The sequence below is a fragment of the Peribacillus muralis genome (assembly GCF_001645685.2).
In the GTDB taxonomy this organism is placed as follows: Bacteria; Bacillota; Bacilli; order Bacillales; family DSM-1321; genus Peribacillus; species Peribacillus muralis_A.
In genome coordinates this window covers 1,899,841-1,918,385 of record NZ_CP017080.1, presented here as the reverse complement: position 1 = coordinate 1,918,385, position 18,545 = coordinate 1,899,841, and the positions used below count along the sequence as shown (strand labels likewise).

Annotated in this window: 24 protein-coding genes; 10 read left to right on the top strand and 14 right to left on the bottom strand. The window is 35.0% G+C overall.

The window, feature by feature from the left end:
- Positions 1-73: 73 nt before the first annotated feature.
- Genes ABE28_RS09420 through ABE28_RS09410 form a run of 3 tightly spaced genes read right to left on the bottom strand, consistent with a single transcriptional unit; the run spans position 74 to position 1,626 of the window.
- Positions 74-862, bottom strand: a complete 789-nt coding sequence (locus ABE28_RS09420) for a DUF817 domain-containing protein (protein ID WP_083232244.1) — start codon at positions 860-862, stop codon at positions 74-76.
- 52 nt (positions 863-914) lie between these two features.
- Positions 915-1,133 (bottom strand): helix-turn-helix domain-containing protein, encoded by a 219-nt coding sequence (locus ABE28_RS09415; RefSeq protein ID WP_064466315.1) that lies wholly within the window; start codon positions 1,131-1,133, stop codon positions 915-917.
- Positions 1,134-1,143: 10 nt separating this feature from the next.
- Entirely contained in the window at positions 1,144-1,626 is a 483-nt protein-coding gene (locus tag ABE28_RS09410; protein WP_064466316.1) for a DUF2975 domain-containing protein, read from the bottom strand.
- A 317-nt stretch (positions 1,627-1,943) separates the two neighbouring features.
- Here ABE28_RS09410 and ABE28_RS09405 point away from each other — a divergent pair, with 317 nt between their 5' ends.
- Positions 1,944-2,252 (top strand): hypothetical protein, encoded by a 309-nt coding sequence (locus tag ABE28_RS09405; protein WP_064466317.1) that lies wholly within the window; start codon positions 1,944-1,946, stop codon positions 2,250-2,252.
- A 377-nt stretch (positions 2,253-2,629) separates the two neighbouring features.
- Here ABE28_RS09405 and ABE28_RS09400 read toward each other — a convergent pair whose 3' ends face one another.
- The 3 genes from ABE28_RS09400 to ABE28_RS09385 form a co-directional block, all read right to left on the bottom strand.
- Positions 2,630-3,010: a hypothetical protein gene (locus ABE28_RS09400; protein WP_064466318.1), complete on the bottom strand. Its 381-nt coding sequence runs from the start codon at positions 3,008-3,010 to the stop codon at positions 2,630-2,632.
- Positions 3,011-3,433: 423 nt separating this feature from the next.
- Entirely contained in the window at positions 3,434-3,748 is a 315-nt protein-coding gene (locus tag ABE28_RS09395; protein WP_064466319.1) for an MTH1187 family thiamine-binding protein, read from the bottom strand.
- Between the two features lie 520 nt (positions 3,749-4,268).
- On the bottom strand, positions 4,269-4,577 hold the full coding sequence (locus tag ABE28_RS09385; protein ID WP_180319986.1) for a hypothetical protein: 309 nt from the start codon (positions 4,575-4,577) through the stop codon (positions 4,269-4,271).
- Positions 4,578-5,249: 672 nt separating this feature from the next.
- On the opposite strand from ABE28_RS09385, the gene ABE28_RS09375 reads away from it, so the two are divergent.
- Positions 5,250-5,711, top strand: coding sequence for a DUF5412 family protein (locus tag ABE28_RS09375; RefSeq protein WP_064466322.1), 462 nt, complete (start codon positions 5,250-5,252; stop codon positions 5,709-5,711).
- Between the two features lie 583 nt (positions 5,712-6,294).
- Here ABE28_RS09375 and ABE28_RS09370 read toward each other — a convergent pair.
- On the bottom strand, positions 6,295-6,717 hold the full coding sequence (locus ABE28_RS09370; protein ID WP_064466323.1) for a hypothetical protein: 423 nt from the start codon (positions 6,715-6,717) through the stop codon (positions 6,295-6,297).
- A gap of 178 nt (positions 6,718-6,895) precedes the next feature.
- Between ABE28_RS09370 and ABE28_RS24450 the strand changes: the two genes are divergently transcribed.
- The 3 genes from ABE28_RS24450 (at position 6,896) to ABE28_RS24445 (ending at position 9,259) form a co-directional block, all read left to right on the top strand.
- Complete coding sequence (locus tag ABE28_RS24450) at positions 6,896-7,081, top strand: type II toxin-antitoxin system HicA family toxin (RefSeq protein WP_218971338.1); 186 nt, start codon at positions 6,896-6,898, stop codon at positions 7,079-7,081.
- Positions 7,082-7,113: 32 nt separating this feature from the next.
- Positions 7,114-7,527 (top strand): type II toxin-antitoxin system HicB family antitoxin, encoded by a 414-nt coding sequence (locus ABE28_RS09365; RefSeq protein ID WP_064466324.1) that lies wholly within the window; start codon positions 7,114-7,116, stop codon positions 7,525-7,527.
- Between the two features lie 386 nt (positions 7,528-7,913).
- A protein-coding gene (locus ABE28_RS24445; RefSeq protein ID WP_156775728.1) for an IS3 family transposase occupies positions 7,914-9,259 on the top strand; the annotation gives its coding sequence in 2 pieces (ribosomal slippage) (positions 7,914-8,370 and positions 8,370-9,259; 1,347 coding nt in all).
- 51 nt (positions 9,260-9,310) lie between these two features.
- Here ABE28_RS24445 and ABE28_RS09350 read toward each other — a convergent pair.
- From ABE28_RS09350 to ABE28_RS09330, 3 genes are all read right to left on the bottom strand, one after another.
- Entirely contained in the window at positions 9,311-9,550 is a 240-nt protein-coding gene (locus tag ABE28_RS09350) for a helix-turn-helix transcriptional regulator (protein WP_064466326.1), read from the bottom strand.
- Between the two features lie 1,008 nt (positions 9,551-10,558).
- A complete protein-coding gene (locus tag ABE28_RS09345) occupies positions 10,559-10,789 on the bottom strand; it encodes a DNA-binding protein (protein WP_064466327.1) in 231 nt (76 codons plus the stop codon).
- A gap of 741 nt (positions 10,790-11,530) precedes the next feature.
- On the bottom strand, positions 11,531-11,731 hold the full coding sequence (locus ABE28_RS09330; RefSeq protein ID WP_064466330.1) for a hypothetical protein: 201 nt from the start codon (positions 11,729-11,731) through the stop codon (positions 11,531-11,533).
- 402 nt (positions 11,732-12,133) lie between these two features.
- On the opposite strand from ABE28_RS09330, the gene ABE28_RS09325 reads away from it, so the two are divergent.
- Together ABE28_RS09325 and ABE28_RS09320 are read left to right on the top strand one after the other, a co-directional pair.
- Complete coding sequence (locus ABE28_RS09325) at positions 12,134-12,766, top strand: HNH endonuclease family protein (protein ID WP_064466331.1); 633 nt, start codon at positions 12,134-12,136, stop codon at positions 12,764-12,766.
- An 85-nt stretch (positions 12,767-12,851) separates the two neighbouring features.
- Entirely contained in the window at positions 12,852-13,094 is a 243-nt protein-coding gene (locus tag ABE28_RS09320; RefSeq protein ID WP_064466332.1) for a hypothetical protein, read from the top strand.
- A gap of 361 nt (positions 13,095-13,455) precedes the next feature.
- On the opposite strand, the gene ABE28_RS26075 is transcribed toward ABE28_RS09320, so the two are convergent.
- The gene (locus tag ABE28_RS26075) at positions 13,456-13,668 is read right to left on the bottom strand and encodes a DnaB-like helicase C-terminal domain-containing protein (RefSeq protein ID WP_064466333.1); all 213 of its coding nucleotides are present in this window, start codon (positions 13,666-13,668) and stop codon (positions 13,456-13,458) included.
- 338 nt (positions 13,669-14,006) lie between these two features.
- Positions 14,007-14,231, bottom strand: coding sequence for a DnaB-like helicase C-terminal domain-containing protein (locus ABE28_RS09310; RefSeq protein ID WP_083232014.1), 225 nt, complete (start codon positions 14,229-14,231; stop codon positions 14,007-14,009).
- Between the two features lie 936 nt (positions 14,232-15,167).
- Here ABE28_RS09310 and ABE28_RS09305 point away from each other — a divergent pair.
- Entirely contained in the window at positions 15,168-15,416 is a 249-nt protein-coding gene (locus ABE28_RS09305; protein ID WP_064466335.1) for a hypothetical protein, read from the top strand.
- A gap of 217 nt (positions 15,417-15,633) precedes the next feature.
- On the opposite strand, the gene ABE28_RS09300 is transcribed toward ABE28_RS09305, so the two are convergent.
- Together ABE28_RS09300 and ABE28_RS09295 are read right to left on the bottom strand one after the other, a co-directional pair.
- Positions 15,634-16,557 (bottom strand): hypothetical protein, encoded by a 924-nt coding sequence (locus ABE28_RS09300; RefSeq protein ID WP_064466336.1) that lies wholly within the window; start codon positions 16,555-16,557, stop codon positions 15,634-15,636.
- Positions 16,558-16,619: 62 nt separating this feature from the next.
- Positions 16,620-17,078, bottom strand: coding sequence for a hypothetical protein (locus tag ABE28_RS09295; RefSeq protein ID WP_064466337.1), 459 nt, complete (start codon positions 17,076-17,078; stop codon positions 16,620-16,622).
- A 276-nt stretch (positions 17,079-17,354) separates the two neighbouring features.
- On the opposite strand from ABE28_RS09295, the gene ABE28_RS09290 reads away from it, so the two are divergent.
- On the top strand, positions 17,355-18,194 hold the full coding sequence (locus tag ABE28_RS09290) for a ComEC/Rec2 family competence protein (RefSeq protein WP_064466338.1): 840 nt from the start codon (positions 17,355-17,357) through the stop codon (positions 18,192-18,194).
- Complete coding sequence (locus tag ABE28_RS09285; protein WP_064466339.1) at positions 18,195-18,413, top strand: DUF3006 domain-containing protein; 219 nt, start codon at positions 18,195-18,197, stop codon at positions 18,411-18,413. It begins immediately after the preceding gene.
- Positions 18,414-18,545 lie beyond the last annotated feature (132 nt).

Below are 18,545 nucleotides of genomic sequence, written 5' to 3'. Positions count from 1 at the left end.
CATGAGCATCAAGCTTCCTTGATATAGTGGTACATGACAACATTGCTTTTTGTACAAAATGAAAGGTCAACCGTTATAAAACGGAATTTCTATTGGTGGAAGTGGTTTTACCTTTAACCTGCTTTAACGTCGCGACTATAAGAAAGCTGACGATCACCAGTAAGAGCCAGGAACTCACCTTTCCTAGATGAACGAGACTCCACGCATCTGTTTGGTTTGGGTATTCCCACGCTCCAAAGAATGTTGCGATATTTTCCGCTATCCAGATAAAAAAACCGATGAGTACAAAAGAAAGCGCGAGTGGCATTCGATAACGGGTTCCCCCAATTTCATATATGACCCATGATTGCCAAAAAACGATAATGACAAGCCCAGATAGCACCCAACGAACATCCAGCCAAAAATGATGGATGAAGAAATTCAAATAAATAGCAGCCGCAAGAGCTACAACCACCCAAAACGGTGGCCAGTTAACCAGTTCAACGTTTAACCTTCTCCACGCCTGGCAAAGATAACTCGCTACACTGGCATACATAAAACCGCTATATAAAGGTACACCAAAAAACTTGGAATAACCTTCCTCTGGATAAGACCAGGAACCCATATGTACTTTAAAAAGCTCAAGCGCAAGTCCAATAAGGTGGAACAACGTGATCACCTTTAGTTCATCCCGCGTTTCCAGGCCGGAACGAAACATTAACCACTGCATCAGAAGGCAGATGATCAGCAGCCAGTCATACCGCTGGAGAAAGGGAAGCGGCAGGAATTTCGTTAAAGCCAAGGAGGCAAAGATGACGGCCGGAAACAAACAAGATAAAGCCTGTTCCCAGCCAAAGCGGACGAGCTGTTTTGTTGCCCTCATGATTTGCGACTCCATTTTTTTTACGGTTACATGCATGTTCAGTTCCCCTCTTTCACTGCGAAACTTCATCATTTCGGTATTCCAATATATCTCCAGGCTGACATTCTAAAGCCTTACAAATTGCCTCTAACGTTGATAACCGAATCGCTTTTGCCTTTCCATTTTTCAAGATCGAAAGGTTAGCCATAGTGATCCCCACCCTTTCGGAAAGTTCCGTAACACTCATTTTCCTTTTTGCGAGCATCACATCAATATTGATTACAATTGCCATGTCATTCACCTCAGACCGTTAAATCATTTTCTGATTTTATATCTATGGCATTTTTTAAGAGCCGTTGAAGAACAGCAGCAAAAACCGCTATTACCATAGAAGCAAAAATAATGATCAACCCAATTACTATGATACCTGGGGCATCGTCAAGCTCTGCCATGAAATAAAAGAATGGCATGCCTAATACATACAAAATACTGATCGTAAGCGCACAATTTTTTATATTCTTTAACGCCCTTACAGACAATTCCGAGAATGCCTTATTCTTGTCAATATAGCTTAAAAGCTTAAAAGCTTGATATAAGGCAATGTAAAAAGGCATCGCCGTTACATACATATAAACAAAAACAAAATAATTCAAATAGGGTATGTTTGGAAATGACTCTACGGCAAACTTTGCTATTTCAGGCACCAAAAAGATGCATAAAGCAAGAACCGGCAGTCCTATAAGAATAACGGCTATCTTTAAAAACTGCGTCGACACTCGATTCATGAAAAAAACACCTCACTAATTTATTGTCAAATTGATTTTAATACATTTTTTATTGTTTTACAATAAAAAAATGTTGTTTTTTATCACATTATTATTGTTATATTAAATACTTAACCCTTTATTACGAGGAAGCCTTCATCTTATTTGATATCTATCCATGCATAAACTCGTCGGTACCTTCTTTTTTCCATCAAATCATTTAACACGCCACTTATGAATCAAAATCATCTAGAAAAATGGGGTTTTTGAGCATTTATACCGATTTCCCATCTTATTTTCGATATAATATACCTAATTAGATTGGGGGTGTTAATACGGTGAAACGGCAAAAATTAACCGAGGTATTAATTGAACTGAGAAAATCCGCTTTAACAATCGATTCCAAAGAATCTTGGAAAGAGGTCATGAAAAAATACGATTTGATCATAGTAGGTGAAAAGTTTAATAAAATAAGTACAATAGAACTGGAACATTCATTAAAATCAACGTTTCATTATGAATTTGCCAATGATGAAATCCTTGAATTAATTCCCCAAACGTGCCATGAACTTGGAATGAAAACAAAACCAATGGAATTATTAAATGACCCCCTAAAAATAGATGCATATACGATCCATTTGTTTTAAATAGTGTTTGTACTCTTAAAGTCATCTCTGTATGCACATTTCAAAAACCTCTTTTCATTCCATCTAAAAAAACCTTACAATCTGATAGAACAGTTTGTGGGAACCTTTCTTATTCATCCTGTACTTGGCTACCTTATCTATAATGGGGAGTCTAATGAATCCCACTCGTTTAAATGATTGATGGATTGTTGGAATCACCAACAAATAAAAGAGGCTCTTTTTTATGATCTAGGTCTTATTGAACGAAACCATTTCGTTCAATCTTGAAGGAAAATCAATCTTTCTCATTAATCAGTCTAAAATTGCAAACACAAAGAGCGTTACCTTCATTGGCTAACGCTCTTCGTTCACTTCCTATTCCGCTATATATGCTTCTATCAATCTTCTGTCTCTTCTTCTTCTTCGTATAAATCGCCCCCAAGATAAATAGGGCCGTTTGCATGATCAATTCTTATTGGCCATTCATATGGAACTGATATGCGGCTAGCTACACCTCTCCAAAATTTACACGAATCGGCTTCAAAGTCTTGAAAATCTTTCAATAGTTCCTTATAAGACGATCCATCAAATTGTATATTCATATCCTGCAGCCGCATCAGAGCATAATGTTTGATTTCAAGCTCTGCTGCCTTTTCCATTTCTTCATCAGTGGCCTCGGCAATAATGGTTCCAGGCCGGGGTAAAATAGAATAGATATTACCCACTTCTTCTCCCGTTTCTAGTGCAGGAATAAATTTATTCCGGATCTTATCAAGCATAAAGTCAACTCCTAATGATTTTCTTCTAGTATATATTACCTATCAACCCAAGTAAACTAAATAGTCTTAATATTTAACTAATTAATCATTAATGAATGCCGGTTAAGGCTGAAGAAATTGATGCTGTGATAGGTGATTTCTTTCACCTATCTGCTTTATTATGCACTGATACCGCAACATTAATTTTTCATCTAGAAAGCAACAATCTTTTAGAAAACAACCGTTAAAATTTAAAAAAACGGTGAAAGTTTAGAATCAAGCTTCCACCGCTTTTTATTTGCAAAATGATTACAGGAGGATTCGAGAACCTTTCTTTCGGTTCCAAGATACTTCTGAAAATCAGCTCTTCTAATGGACTACTTATCCTAATATAATGCTTAGTTTATAACATTTCATTGCTAGAACTAATACTTATAGCAACTTTTATTCTTCAAGTAAACTCTCCACTCGCTTTACTTTGTCTTCCATCTTGCGTTCTTTATCACGACGATCATCAATTCGGATATTCGTACAAACTCTAGCAAGACCTTTTTCAAAAGGTATTTCGTGCATCGCTTGGATCACTTCAAACAACTTTGGCAAGTCGCCTTCAATGATTGTATTCATGGGAGTCAGTTGAAATTGAATCTCTCCCTTATTTTCATATTGCTTTAATACCCTTTGGATATCTGCCACATAACTGCTCACACTTGGGGTTTGTGTACCGACAGGAATAACCGTTACATCAACTATTGCCATTCGTATTCACCCATCCTTTTTATGTATTTCAATTTAGCAATTCACTTTCTCTTACTATCCTATAATAACGCATTAAAGCTCCATTTCACACCTACGGTAAGCAAACATAACTCTCCACTTTTCAAAATAGTAACGTATTTGTACCAGATCCTTGAATTCATTTTATCATTTTGATTTTTTAAAAAGCCGCTCATTAACATTTAATTTCGTCCTAGTATCAGTGTTGCTTGCCTTAAAATATCATTCTCCATCTGTATAGAAAGCGTTTTTGCTAGTTCGGATGTAAATGTACAAGAAAATGATGATGTTCTTGAAGAGATTCAATCGATGATCAGGCTGAAGGCCTTTAAGAAAACCATCAATTAGCTTAACTCCATAAACGAAAATGTAGGCCTCGTCAATCACAAGTATTGGTATCAATTTTTTCCTTATCAAGTCGAATACTGTACTAATCTTCCTTAGTATCGTAGTCGATGTACGCCATCATAGCTCGTAAGCAATGCAATAACTTTTTCCTTTGCTAATTCTTGAGTTGTCTTTGGCATATTCCTCCACTCCTTCTCCAATTCAAAAAGCCGCCCCATAAATGAGAAGACTTTCCAAAGTTTATTTTCTTTTCATTTTGTAATTTAAGATATCCACTTTCAAAAAACAAACGCTCACGTGATGTTACTTTAATAGGATTCAATGTGCCATAATCCACCAACTGTTTAATGTTTTGTCTTGAACAACCTATTAGATCTGTTGCTTCTTTAGTGGTCACAATATCATTTTCAATAAATTGTTTAAGCTCTTCTATATTTTTAAAGTGAAACTCTTGCTCATTCACCTTTCCTCATCCTCCACTTTAAGAATAGGTTAAATATCGTAATCAATAGTGCAAGGACAGTTAAAACGATAGTCACAATCTCTATCCAGTGAGGGTTCTTAAAATTGATGGTAAAGAGATTAAACACACACAATCCCAAAATCGCAATGAAAAACCAATCATTTTTTTTCATAATTTTAAAGCGAACATGGTAAAATGATTAGAAGAGGAAGAAAATTCCCCTTCCCCTTAGACCTTACTTGCGACGTTTCTTTGACTGGGAGTGTCGCTTTATCCTTTAGGTCGCTAAGATTTTTTTTAGTTGCTATGATTGCGGTGACTGTTGTGACCGTCATCACTACTAGACTAAAACCTCTCTCTACATCATCCATGTTCACTTGTTTTCCCCTCCTTACTATATATTAATTACACCATTTATATTTACAATCATCAATGAAAAATGGAATATTTTATTACCCAAATAAAAGCATCCTATTTAGGACGCTCTCGTTCAAAGTTTATGACTTTAAAATAATTAAATTATTTTATCTATATTTTAATTTCTTTTTATTGGATTCTCAAAGATACCCACACAAGTATCCAATAATATTCTCTAGTAAATTGATAATACTTTGTTCTACTCTTTTTTAATTATCGATGGTAAATGTTATTATATCATCAAGGTGGTGCTTTATGGAAAAATGGTCATCAGAAGATAACATAATTAAAGAAGAAATTAGAGTTACTAAAAGAAAAACATTCAAAACCTTAATTTTTAGTCTATTAGCAGTTCTTTTAGTTTCTCTCTCTTACGGAATTTATTGGATATACTTTGAACAAACTTTCCTTACTGGAAGTAATTCACCAGATGGAAATGCTGAGGTTGAAATTTATGAATACGGAAATGGTTTGCTTCGAGGCTCTGAGGCAGTAAAAGTGTATTTTTCATCTGATGGAAAAACCATAAAAACTAAAAAGATAAGAGTAGATAACTTAAAAGAGTCTAACCATAAAGAAAGATATAATGCAACTTGGAAAAACAAAGAAAATGTTACAATAACAATGAGATTTGAAAAATCAACTAAAACAATATCTTACAATTTTTCAACGGATGTTCTCATTGAAAATAAATCTGATCAATCAAATCAATTTTAACAGGAGAATGCCATACACTCCAAAGATTGTATGGCATTCTATCTTTTTTACTTTCCAGAAAGGTCTAAGATTTTGCCTGCAAAAGTTGTCGCAATAATTTCTCCTTCTTCATCGGTATAATAAGGAACACCTATTGCCACACACTTCCCCGAATAAGTTTTCTAACAGTCTTAATGTCTGGATCATTTCCAATCATGATATCTCTCACACCATCTCTTAATGCTTTTTCTTGTCCACCGAATTAATTCTGGTATTATCTCGTATACCTAGTATTTGATTGGTCGCTATCGTGATATTCTTAAAAAGCTGAAACAATAGATTTAGTTCTATCGGATAATAATTTGTCGGCTAGATTCACAGCATCAATATCTCCCACAAAACCTTCATATTCAAAGTTTCCATCTTTTGTTTTTTTCCATTATAGTCATATGCTATTTGGTAAGTCCGTTCCTCCAAAGTGTATGTGTAATTATTAGCATTTCTGTAATTGTAGACGTCTATAGCAGAAGTAAATAGTGTCATTTATGTTTACAATCGTCAATATAAACACCCAATGAATGGTTGCTTTCTAATCTTTTTATTTCTAAGGACGTATCGTACCACCATGACCACTTGAGTTCTCTGGCGTTAAAGCTTCTCTTCTTAGATTTTTCCAATCAGTTATTAATTTTTTATCTAGTACATCATAGGAAGTAATCGTTAATACTTCAAATTCCTTAACCTGTCCAATAAAGCTTCTACCTGTTTTACATAACCAGTCGTGAATTTTTACTTTTTTCAAATTACATGGACCATTTACCATTGCGGTACCAGATACCCTCAGCTCTAACAAAGGTATATTATTTTTAGTAAAATAAACACCTTCAAAGTCCGCTGTTCTAGGACTTGGTGAACATTTAATTTCATTTGAATCTTCCTGTTCTCTTCGTTTTTCTGCTTCATCTCTTGCTCTTACAATTGCTTGTTGTTGACCAGTTTTATCTTTCATATCATATCTAAAACCCATGTCTATCATCTCCCTTTTAAAAGAAATTTGACAAAAGGGACTATTTTCCTGCAAATAAAAAGCACCCAAGTTAATGGATGCTCACTCAAAACACTTATAAAAAACACGTATCTTTTTCGATAATTTAATTGCACGTATTATTAACACGTGTTACAATATATATAGAAAGGGGGAGAAAATAATATCTTCTAGGGAATTAATAAAAGTCCTTAAGAAAGACGGTTGGTACTTACACAGAGTTGTTGGAAGCCATCACCATTTTAAACACCCAACTAAGAAAGGAACTGTAACAGTTCCTCACCCTAGAAAAGATATGAAACTCGGAACACTAAATTCAATACTCAAGCAGGCAGGGCTAAAGTAAATAGCCCTCCTGCAAAGGAGGTTTATATATATATGGCTAAGTATTATTTTCCTGCAATATTTGACCCTGGTACAGATGGAAGTGAAGGATATACCATTACCTTCCCAGACCTTCCAGGCTGTATTACTGAAGGCTCTGACTTATCAGAATCCATTCGTATGGCAAAAGACGTATTGGAAGGTTTCCTTTACGGCATGGAAGAAGATGGTGAAACTATTCCTTCTCCTTCAACGCCGAGTAATATCGATGTGCCCTTAGGTGGATTTGTAACCATCATTGAAGCATGGACTGACTATATTCGTGAAGAAATGGAAAACAAAGCAATAAAAAAAACTTTAACCATTCCAAAATGGCTAAACGATGCTGCTGAATCTGAAGGGATTAATTTCTCACAGTTACTACAGTTTGCTATTAAAGACCGTTTAGGTATAAAACGAAAAATTTGAACCAGGCGGATGCTTGGTTTTTTTCTTCAAAAACGTTAACCAAATTCACTTTTATTAATAATATAATTACGCAGACCCCCATTTTCAGTTGAAATGGGGAATGCCAAATGACGCTTATAATGGCTAATATATTTGTTGGTGTTGTAATTGGAATAACAGTCAGTCTTTTTAATCACTGGCTTCAAAAGAAATAATAAGGAATAACATTGGGGTCTGCTGATCACCCGAAAGGGTTGGTCACACCCCACTAGTTGTAAATCACAACTTTTATTGTAATTCTTTTTTTTTGTAAATTATTGTCTTCCTCCCAAATAAAAAGCACCCAAGTTAATGAACTGCACCCCGATTGTTAGACACATCTAACAATTGGAGGTGCAGTTTTTTATATGGCTAAATTTAAAAAACAACAAAAAATACAAGCTGTAAAAAGGTATCTTGAAGGTACAGAGGGATATAAAAGCATAGCCAAATCCGTTGGAGTATCCTCTGAAGTATTCCAAACTTGGCTTCGCCAGTATGAATATCATGGAGAACGTGCATTTGAAAAACGCTATACAACTTATACGGTAGAAGATAAACTGAAGGTACTTGAATATATGAACGAACAAGGGACGTCCATCCGCGAAACCGCTGCGATTTTCAATATTCCGGCACCTTCTACCCTATTACTTTGGCAAAAACAATGTGAAACGGAAGGAGTAGACACCCTTAAATCAAAGAAAAAGGGGCGTCCATCCATGAAAAAAGAAACGAAGATAATATTAGCAGAAGGATCATTAGAAGCAGTAAAGGCTGAAAATGAGCGGTTGCGTGCGGAGAATGCCTATTTAAAAAAGTTAAACGCCTTAGTTCAGGAAAGAGAAGCGTCAGAACGCAAGAAAAAGCGAAAGGAGTGCACGAACCAAGGAGAGAATTTAATTTAAAGCTACTTCTATCTGTGGCGAATATCGCACGGAGCACCTATTATTATTGGAAAAAGGCCTTCGGGCGTCAAGATAAATACGTGGAGATAAAGTCTGTCATCGAAGAGATCTTTCATTTAAACAGAGGAAGATATGGCTATCGGCGTATCACTTTAGAATTGCGTAATCGGGGTTTTAAGGTGAACCATAAAACGGTGCTTCGGTTAATGAATAAGATGGGATTAAAGTGTCTGGTGCGTATGAAGAAATACCGTTCTTATAAAGGCAAGGTGGGAAAGATCGCCCCTAATCTACTCAAACGTGATTTTAAAGCAACGAAGCCTAATGAAAAATGGGTCACGGATGTGACAGAATTTCACCTATACGGTGAGAAGCTGTACTTATCACCTATTCTTGATTTATTTAATGGAGAAATCATCGCCTACAATATCGAATCACGTCCTGTTTATCCTTTAGTCTCCAAAATGTTAGACCAAGCCCTTAAAAAATTGGAATCGGAGGATTCACCCGTCCTTCATTCAGATCAAGGCTGGCATTACCAGATGAAAACATATTCACATGCCCTGAAGACACATGGGATTACACAAAGTATGTCCCGGAAGGGAAATTGTCTCGACAACGCTGTCATGGAAAACTTCTTTGGTTTATTAAAATCTGAATTACTTTATTTACATGAATTTGACAGTATGGAGCATTTCAAACAAGAATTAGAAGAGTATATCTATTATTACAATCATCAACGAATTAAAGTGAAATTAAAGGGCATGAGCCCGGTTGATTTCCGGATTCATGCCCTCAAGGCTGCCTAACTAAATACAATGTCTAACTTTTTGGGTTCACTTCATTAATGGATGCTCTGATTATTCTTTTTCGTCATATGGTCTAAAAAGTTTCCGTTTCTCTTCAAGGGAATCTTTGAATTTCATAACATCCTCTTTAAAGAATAACTGTGTATTTCCACTTTCTTTAAACGGTTGTATGTGCCCTCTTTTTAAATGACTGTGCATTGATTGCCTTGTTAATCCCAATAGGGCAAGGACTTCAGGTTTTGTTAATACCTCATCAACAATTAAAGCTTTAATTTCTGGTGTTAATTCCATTGATAAATGCCCCTTGTGTATTCAATTATTGAAAGTTATACTTACTCATAAGAAGTATTATCTTCTTATTTGTTTTTTACTTACGCCTCTTTTTTAAAGAGGTGTTTTTTTATGCCTTTTTATCCACCACCATATACTTGATAATACTGGAGATTACTACAAGGACAAATATAACAACAAAGGAATAAGACAAGAATGGATTTTTGTTAAAATCCAGCCAATAGATAATTACAAACCCCATTAAAGCGATGATGGACCAATCAAAATACCTTAAGAATTTTTTCATATTTGAATGAAAGAATGGCTAATTTTATTTTTGAAGAAAAGGAAGTGAGGTTATCACCTCCTTTTCTTCTTATTTGTTTTTTACTTACGCTTCTTTTTTTCTGTATCTGTTTTTCTTTTTTCTTTTTTTTCGCTTCTGTCTTTGATGTCTAGCACATTTTTCGTTATTGTCGTGATGCCAGCAAAAGCGATTATGATAGTCGGTTTATCCTTGATGTCCAAGTTCCCTAGCCATTCTTTCCACCTCCTTTCTATATATTAATTACAACATACCTATTTACATATATAAATAGGATATATATAAAAAAAGAAGATATATTTTAAATTTTCATTTATTCTAAATTAAGTAAAACGGGAAAAACAAATAAAAAATCATATAATTAAATAGATATTTAGCAATAAAAACTTAGCCCAAAATCCAAATTATCATCTTAAAAAAATAAGCAGAAAAACTATTGTAGATACAAAATTTGAAATAGTATCAGGCAACTTTATTTTTCGAGAAAGGGTAAACTTCACGATTAAACCAACTAATAAAGGGATTCCTAAAACGAATGATATTTTTAACGCCATTTCATCGACAGGATGTATATCGGATTATTACGGAAAATTACGACATATTTTATAGTTTCACTCATTCATTCAGCTGTAGTACGCTGACCCCGTACTACAATTGGAGTACGAAAAATAGCTTTTAAGTGCTCAAAAGAAAGGCACCATCGACTAGGATGATGCTACTCTTTTCTTATCCATATACTCTTTACGCTTTACGATATCTTCTTTAAGAAAAAGCCGGTCTCTAGGCAAATCCTTAATTGGAGTAATAACTTCTCTTTTAACTAAGTTATTTAGGTTTTGTCTTGAACATTGTAGAATTTCTAATGCTTCAGTGGTGTTGATTATTTCATCCTGTACGAATGCAGTAAGTTCTTCTCTTGAATTAAATGTATACATTACGATTTCCTTTCCTGGTAACGATGATAAAGAGATTGGATGTACTTATCCAACCACTGACGTATCTTTTTATTTGCTCTTCAATAAAACTAATAGACCTGCCTTTTAATAGAAGTTCAGTCTTGTAACCACGAGGAAAAATAAAAGTTGCAATACAATATTTCAAAATAAAAACCACCTTTCTAGTCTTTCTTGAAAGGTTCTACTTATAAGAGACAGGTCCTTGTGACAACTATTTGTATTGCCATATTCAGTTCACACATAATTTATAAAGTAGTATTTCTAAAAGAATAAAAGCATCCGATTAAAGGATAAACATTTATCATATCTAACCCAAAACTATAATTACCACCTTATAAATAATCAATAACACAACTACTGTAGATACAAAATTTGAAATATTATTAGGTAACCTTATTACCCTAGCAAGTGTAAATTTCACGATTAAACCCACTATTAAAGGTATAAATAAAATTAAAGCTAGTTCTAATGACATTACATCCAATGTTTGTTTTAAAGGGTACCAATTTACATTTTCCATAACTCACCTCAAGGATATTATCGGATTATTACCTAAAATTAAAAGCACCCAATTGAATGAGTGCTTAAAAAAATTCATTTCAGTGTTTTTAGCTTTTCAGCTAGTTTCTTACTATCACTTACATGAACTTAAGGTAAATCTAACTGATTCCTATTACTTCTTGGAGTAAGAATTCTTTCGTAAATAAGATCATAAATTACTTAATTTATTAGTCGTGCATTATCGTGAGAAATCTTTACTAATTGTGTTGCTGAGTAATATCTATTTCCGGTAGTAATTTCTCCAATGATCCCTTGACTTTCCAACTTCTTTTCAACTATAAGTCTTATAGAATTAATTGAAGTGTATATATTATCTTTTAAAAAATTTAGGACTATAATTAACAATTCCTCTTTGTTCATTTAATTTATCCTCTCTTTTTGCTCTATAAATTCGACAAAAAGAGATATGAACCAGTGTTAAACTCATGTTTCCCGAATGACCAGAGATTAATAAATTGTGAACATTAGAATCCTTTTAGAAAAAATAGATAATTTACATTTTTTTAACTTGTAAAACAATTAGGACATACACTATCATTACGAGTGAGGTTCAATTTTTTTCCTTTTCTTATGGAAAACTACACAAGAACGATACAGATTACTAATTCCATATCTTTTAAGCAATAGACAGGTAATGAGTTAATGCCATGACCAATTATGATTTTTGGTTGCACACTTTATCCCACTATTAACGCCTATGTTAATTTACTAGTGATGAACATAGGTGATAATATAAAAAAATTGCTTAAGGGAGACATTTCTATGCTAAAGAAATCGATGTTTGTTGTTCTTGCGTTGTTACTCTGGTTCGCTGTTTTTCAATTTGACCTGCCGATGGCCATGGCTACCCCCCCTGGCACACCTTCAAAGTCTACCGCACAGTCCCAATTGAATTCGCTAACCGTGAAGTCTGAAGGCTCCATGACCGGATACTCACGCGAGCAGTTCACACATTGGATTAGCCAAGGTGGTGGCTGCGACACCCGGCAGAAAGTGCTCCAACGTGACGCTGACTATTTTTCCGGAACTTGTCCTGTCACTTCGGGTAAGTGGTACAGTTATTACGATGGGGTCAGTGTTTACTTACCGTCCGAAATGGACATTGATCACGTCGTTCCACTAGCCGAAGCGTGGCGATCCGGCGCTAGCAACTGGACTGCTGAAAAACGCAAGGATTTTGCCAACGATCTCGATGGGCCGCAGTTGATCGCGGTTACAGCTAGTACAAATCGGTCTAAGGGTGACCAAGATCCTTCAACGTGGCAACCTCCACGTTCTGGAGCTCATTGTGGGTATGCTAAGTGGTGGATCAACACAAAGCACCGTTGGAACCTAAACCTACAGTCATCTGAGAAGACCGAATTGCAGAGCATGCTCAATAGTTGTTCCAACTGAGTCATTTATTGCGTATGCACACACCAACTAAAGTCCGTAATACACACTTTGCAATCATTCAAACCCAGAAAGGAACTTCATTCATATGGAAAAGAAAACGTCAATTTTTACCGCAACTCATGGTGTAATGACTGTTGAGGTCGGCGTTATTAGCGGAGAACTTGAACTGCTTACCACCTGCGATGACGAGGGGATCCTTACGCTCGCAGTTACGTATGTCGGCGCCGAGGAGTGGTATACTCTTCCTGGCCAAGACTATCGCCTGCACGATCCGCGTGACCACGAGGTCGTCCATCGCATGCTTGCAACTGTGCTAGAACGCTCTTGAGATTACGAATCTTAGTGCTCCAGTCTAGGAAACCCTATAATTGTAAAAAAGATTACTTATTCGCAACAAATCCAATGTAATAATTTTATATTAATAAAAACTAAACACTTTCTAAAAAAATAAGCTTCCAAATGGACGCTTATTTTTAGTTTGTAATATAAATTAATGATCACTTCCAGTCGCCGTCCTCATTCAATCACTCATACCATTCTAGTTTTGACACCATTAGGCGCAGCTTCGTAGTATGTAAATCTTCGTTTGTAAAGTGCGTTATGAATGCTCCAATGCCTACGTAACGATCTCTTAATCTATAATTTTCCCTAGCTATTCGAGAGTTGATTGTTGATGACTCCCGATAAGTTCATGTCTGTTTTACCTCCCTTGGAACCTCAGTAAATTTTTGCTTCCAATTCAAGAAAAGTAATTTGAATTCATTCACACCAATACCTCGACCTTTTGCGAAGGTTTGATTGATAATTTCCCCCTGAGATGTAGTTTCTCCATCACTCCAAAGGAACTCGACCACATCTGCATCCTGCTCTATGGAACTTGATTCATTCAATTCAGAAAGCAATGGCCGTCCCTTTTATCTGACTCCCTTGTCATTTGAAAAAGCATTATAAAGCAACAATTCATCTCCATCGCAATTTGCTTGGCCAGTTACACGACCAATAGCAAGGGCTCTTGTAGCACCATTCATTTGAGGAATGCTCATGATTTGTAGGTAATCGACTACTAATGCTTCCTATTGATTTGCTTGATTGTGGCCTTGATTTCATCGAGGTGACACCGGAGCTATCCTGCATGAAGATTGGCAGGTATTCAAAGTTGTCATAAGCCATATCAACAAGCTTTTGCTCTTTTTGATTCTTTGGAAAGGGATACCTGTTTTCTTAGATACCATCCGATTTTTTAAAGGATTCCTTTTGATTCTTGACTCCATACCAGGACGACACCCTCTTTTTGCATAGCACCCCCATTAATTCTTTGCAAAGCCAAAGCCGTTTTTCCAACTGAAGATCTGCCAGCCCTGATAAAAAGCCACCCTCTCCATAATCCTTGTGCACACTTGTCATATTCGGTAAATCCCGTCTTAAAGAACCTGCGGGTGTGTAAAGGTGTGTGTAATACTCTCATCCCTTGATTCTGAAAAACGCAGCATCTTGGGGTTATCCATAGGTCTTAATTCGGTCACCAGCCGCTCCACATTTGAAGAAAATTCTTCGTCCGGTTCATAATCATCCCGGGATATAACTCCAATGATTTGAGCTGTATTTTTAACCTGACTTTCATTATCTTTGAACGAATCATTTCAGCATAGTATTTAACATTTGCTGTGGTTGGGCAGGATGCTGTTAATTCAAATAAATACTAAATATCACCGATATTTTCTTCATGCCTCATGATTATCTGATGATCGAAAAGGATACTATGGATAACTTCGAAAACTATACAAAAGACATATTAAGATGAATAGGAGGGAAAAAAGGGGTAAAACCCTAAGCTCTACTCTCTTTAGCTTTTCACCCCACAACAAAAAACCCTTGACACCAGAGGTGCCAAGGGTTTGAATGATTAATACATAGACATATATTGTTCGCGTTCCCATGGGTGGACTTGTGTGCGGAACATGCTCTAACCTTTAATAGTCTATCAATCTCTCACCAAAACACCTTTTTATAAGGGTTCTTTGAAATTTTTTTATCACAATAAATCATTTCAACTCAATCATTATCGGGCATTACTCGGGTGATTTTCGGGCAGTTTTAGTATAGCCTTCACTTTTTTTTAAAAAAATTCAAAAAAGTACAGCGTGTATAAGTAGATCTACCAACACTCTTAAACCGCCTGCCTACTCAGGATTGGCAAACACTTGCTATATTTATTTTTTGTGGAATTAGGCTCTACACAAATAGGTGTTTCATTACTATAAAATTTTCACTGGATAAATTTTAATACCTAACCTAAAATTAACAAAGAGCACAAACTACTCAATTCACCGGATGTAAAAGTAGATAATTTATACAAGGAAGATAGGTACTGAATAATCTAAGCGAACAGTGAGGTGCTACATTGAACATAAATATAAAGGTTTACTTACATTTAAAGGGGATTAACTTTTTACAAAGTGGCAGCTTCACTGTTCCTAATTCGGATTATAAGAAAGATCCTGATTGGACAGCAGCCATTACCGCTTACGAATGGATCCAGCAGATTAAAATGAGTTTTTCAGTTAGTAAGGATTTTCGGATTGATCAGGTGATTTATATGGGAGATATTGATATTACGGAGTTAGTTAAAAAGGTTAAACCTATACTTTAGAAAAGCCCTTCTCAATTTAGAGAAGGGTTTCAAATAAGCTAAGGAAATTTTTCTCTACCTGTATAGACATTACTCTGAATTACTAGACCTAGCATCAAAAAATCAGACTAACTCACAAACATAAATATTTTTATCAACTTGATAAAAACTGTCAGAGAATTTGATTTGTTTTTATATCTAAGGTTAATGAGCTGTTCGGTCCTATTTATTATACTATTTAGGGTTTTATAACTGTTCGCATTGACCCCTCTGCTCTTGTGCTCTCATAATCTTTTTCGCTAACTTCATAGGGTCTTGGTAAAGCAATAACTTGAAAATTCGAATTAGCCTTTACAAATGGCAGTTTAAATTTAAAAACTTTTCTTTCACCTGGATTAACTAATACATTACCTACTACTTCATTATTCCCAAAAGGAACTTGCTTCCAATTACTTAAAGCAATAATATTGTAGTTTTCTTTTTCCTCATTAATATTTCCGACGGATATATAAATATCTTCCCCACTTTTTTCTGTTGGAAGAATCGTTAGTTCCTCTTTTTGTTTACTTATAAATATGGTATCGTTTGGTCCTTCGTTAAACATTTCTTCAGGAGTAAAGGTAGCTGTTTTTTGTTTCTGACTGTTGTTCTTAACCTGAAAGCGCATAGGTAAAATTTCTTGTAATGAATGCATCTTTGGAATATCTAATTTCTCTGTAAAATAATTAGGTTTTTTAATAATAAGATAATCAATTTCACTTGTATCTTTTTTAACGGAAATACTTGTCTTGAAATCAACGGTTTTATTTGCCTTCGCATTAAAAGGATACACATTGTACTGCTTTCCTTGTACTGTAAAAGGAATTTGTTTAAAGTTATCAAGGACGATTAATGCATAGTCCCTTTCCACTTCGATAAAATTAGATAGAGATAAGGTATACTCGAGCTTATTTCCCTTTGGTTCTAGTATACTTCCGTTATTTACTATTTTATCGTTTTCATCTAATAGGCCGAAGGATATGGTGTTAGAACCTTCCTCAAATCCTGGTTGAACTCCTTTTGTATTTCCATTTGTTTTTTCAGGTTGGTTAATATCATATAATAACCAACCTGAAATCCCAATTAATAAAATGACCGTTATTACAATAATTTGTTTTTTCATATAACCCGCTCCCAGAAAAGAAGTTAAGGCTAACTAATGTCAGCCTTAACTTCTTCTTTTAATTAATATGTATCCACAGTTTCATGCCTGATAGTCTTATAACTTTTCTTAATATAATTATGATTGCCAAAAGCTTTAGAAGGGATTGAACCAGATTTACTAGTATATGTTGCCCCAGCATACTTCGAGTAAGACTGTTTATCTTCTTTTGACCCTTGTAAACCTCCCTTACTGTTATATACCCTAACTTTTGCACTGATAGAGTCCTCGATTGCACTTGCTGATGAAGTAGCAGTTGCATTTGGAGATCCCACAAGTGGGTTCTTTGCATTAACTTTGGAGGTAACTTTAATCGTTTTACCAGCTGTAGCTGTTGCAATACCAGGAGTTACACTGCTAACTTCAGATAGAACCGATATGTTAGTAATAGTTGTTTCCGTTTCTATTTCAGCTGCCAGAGCGCTATTCCCCATGGTTAGACCTGCAAAAATTGTACCCACAACACATAATTTCTTCAACATTAAATATTCCATCTCCTTCAATACTCAATAACCAAATTTTTACACAAGAAGATTATAACATATATTTCTATTAAATTACAATTTTTTTACAAAAAAATACAACTTTTGCTATTTCAACAGATCACTATTCAACATTAATAACATTATTTTTAGCTTTCTGGAATTTAGATAATGCTGACTCGGTTTTTAAAATAAATTTAAGTCTAGCTAAATATGGGAAACTACTCTAAAGTTGGTAAAGGGTTCAAATTACCTAATTATTTGAGGGGGAAAGTAATGAGAAATTTAAAAATTCTTTTTGTAGCAGTTCTGATTTTATCTTTATTTACAGGAATCAAAACAGCTGAAGCAGCAAACGATGTAAAGGTACACTTTATTAATGTTGGTCAAGGTGATTCCATTCTAATTCAAACTGGCAATGAAAACATTTTAATTGATGGTGGCGGCAAAGGAAAAGGCGATGAGATTGTTTCCTACCTAAAAAAACTGAAGGTAAAAACTCTTAATGCAGTAGTATCTACTCATCCGGATGCTGATCATGTGGGGGGATTAGCTTATGTGATTAAATCACTTAATGTAAAATCTGTGTATGCTCCTAAAGTTTCTCACACTACACAAGCCTACAAAGATTTTTTGACATCTGTTAAGAATAAGAAACTTAAAATAAAAACTGCGAAGACTGGAATAGAAATTACAACGAAAGCAAAGTATACGTCATTAAAATTCATTGCTCCAGTTAAAGATTACACTAAGACGGACTTAAATAATTGGAGTGCTGTACTGTTACTAAAACATGATAAAAAGACATTCTTATTCACTGGTGACGCAGAAGAAAAATCCGAAAAAGATATGCTAGCTAAAAAGCTAGTACCTAGTGTAGATGTACTTAAAGTTGGCCATCACGGAGCAAAAACATCTTCAAGTTCTGCTTTTATTAATAAGGCAAAACCTAAATACGCTGTAATTAGTGTCGGCAAAAATGGTTATGGCCACCCTACTTCTACAGTAGTAAAAAGATTAAACTCAATTAAAGCCAAAACATACCGCACAGACAAATCAGGCAACATTATCTTTACTTCTACAGGTAAGAATATTAACGTAAAGACGGTGAAATAAATGCAACAAGGAGTTATTGATCGCTTTGAGGGAAATATTGCTGTCGTTGAAATCGATGGTGGGGAAATGAAGGATATACCTAAGCATTCTCTTCCTAAAGGAGCCAAAGTCGGAGATATGTTGATTATTGATAATGATAAGATCACTATTTCCAAAGAAGGCACTGAAAAATTAAGAAAAGAAATCGATGACCTAATGGACGAGTTATTTGAAGATTAACAATAAAGCCCTTCTCACACGAGAAGGGCTTTTAGAATGTAGACAAATCTATATGGAAAGGAGTGTTTTGACAAAACGAAGTACTGATTAGAGGTAAATTGGATAAGAAACTTTTTTTGAAAAGTGTTCGTA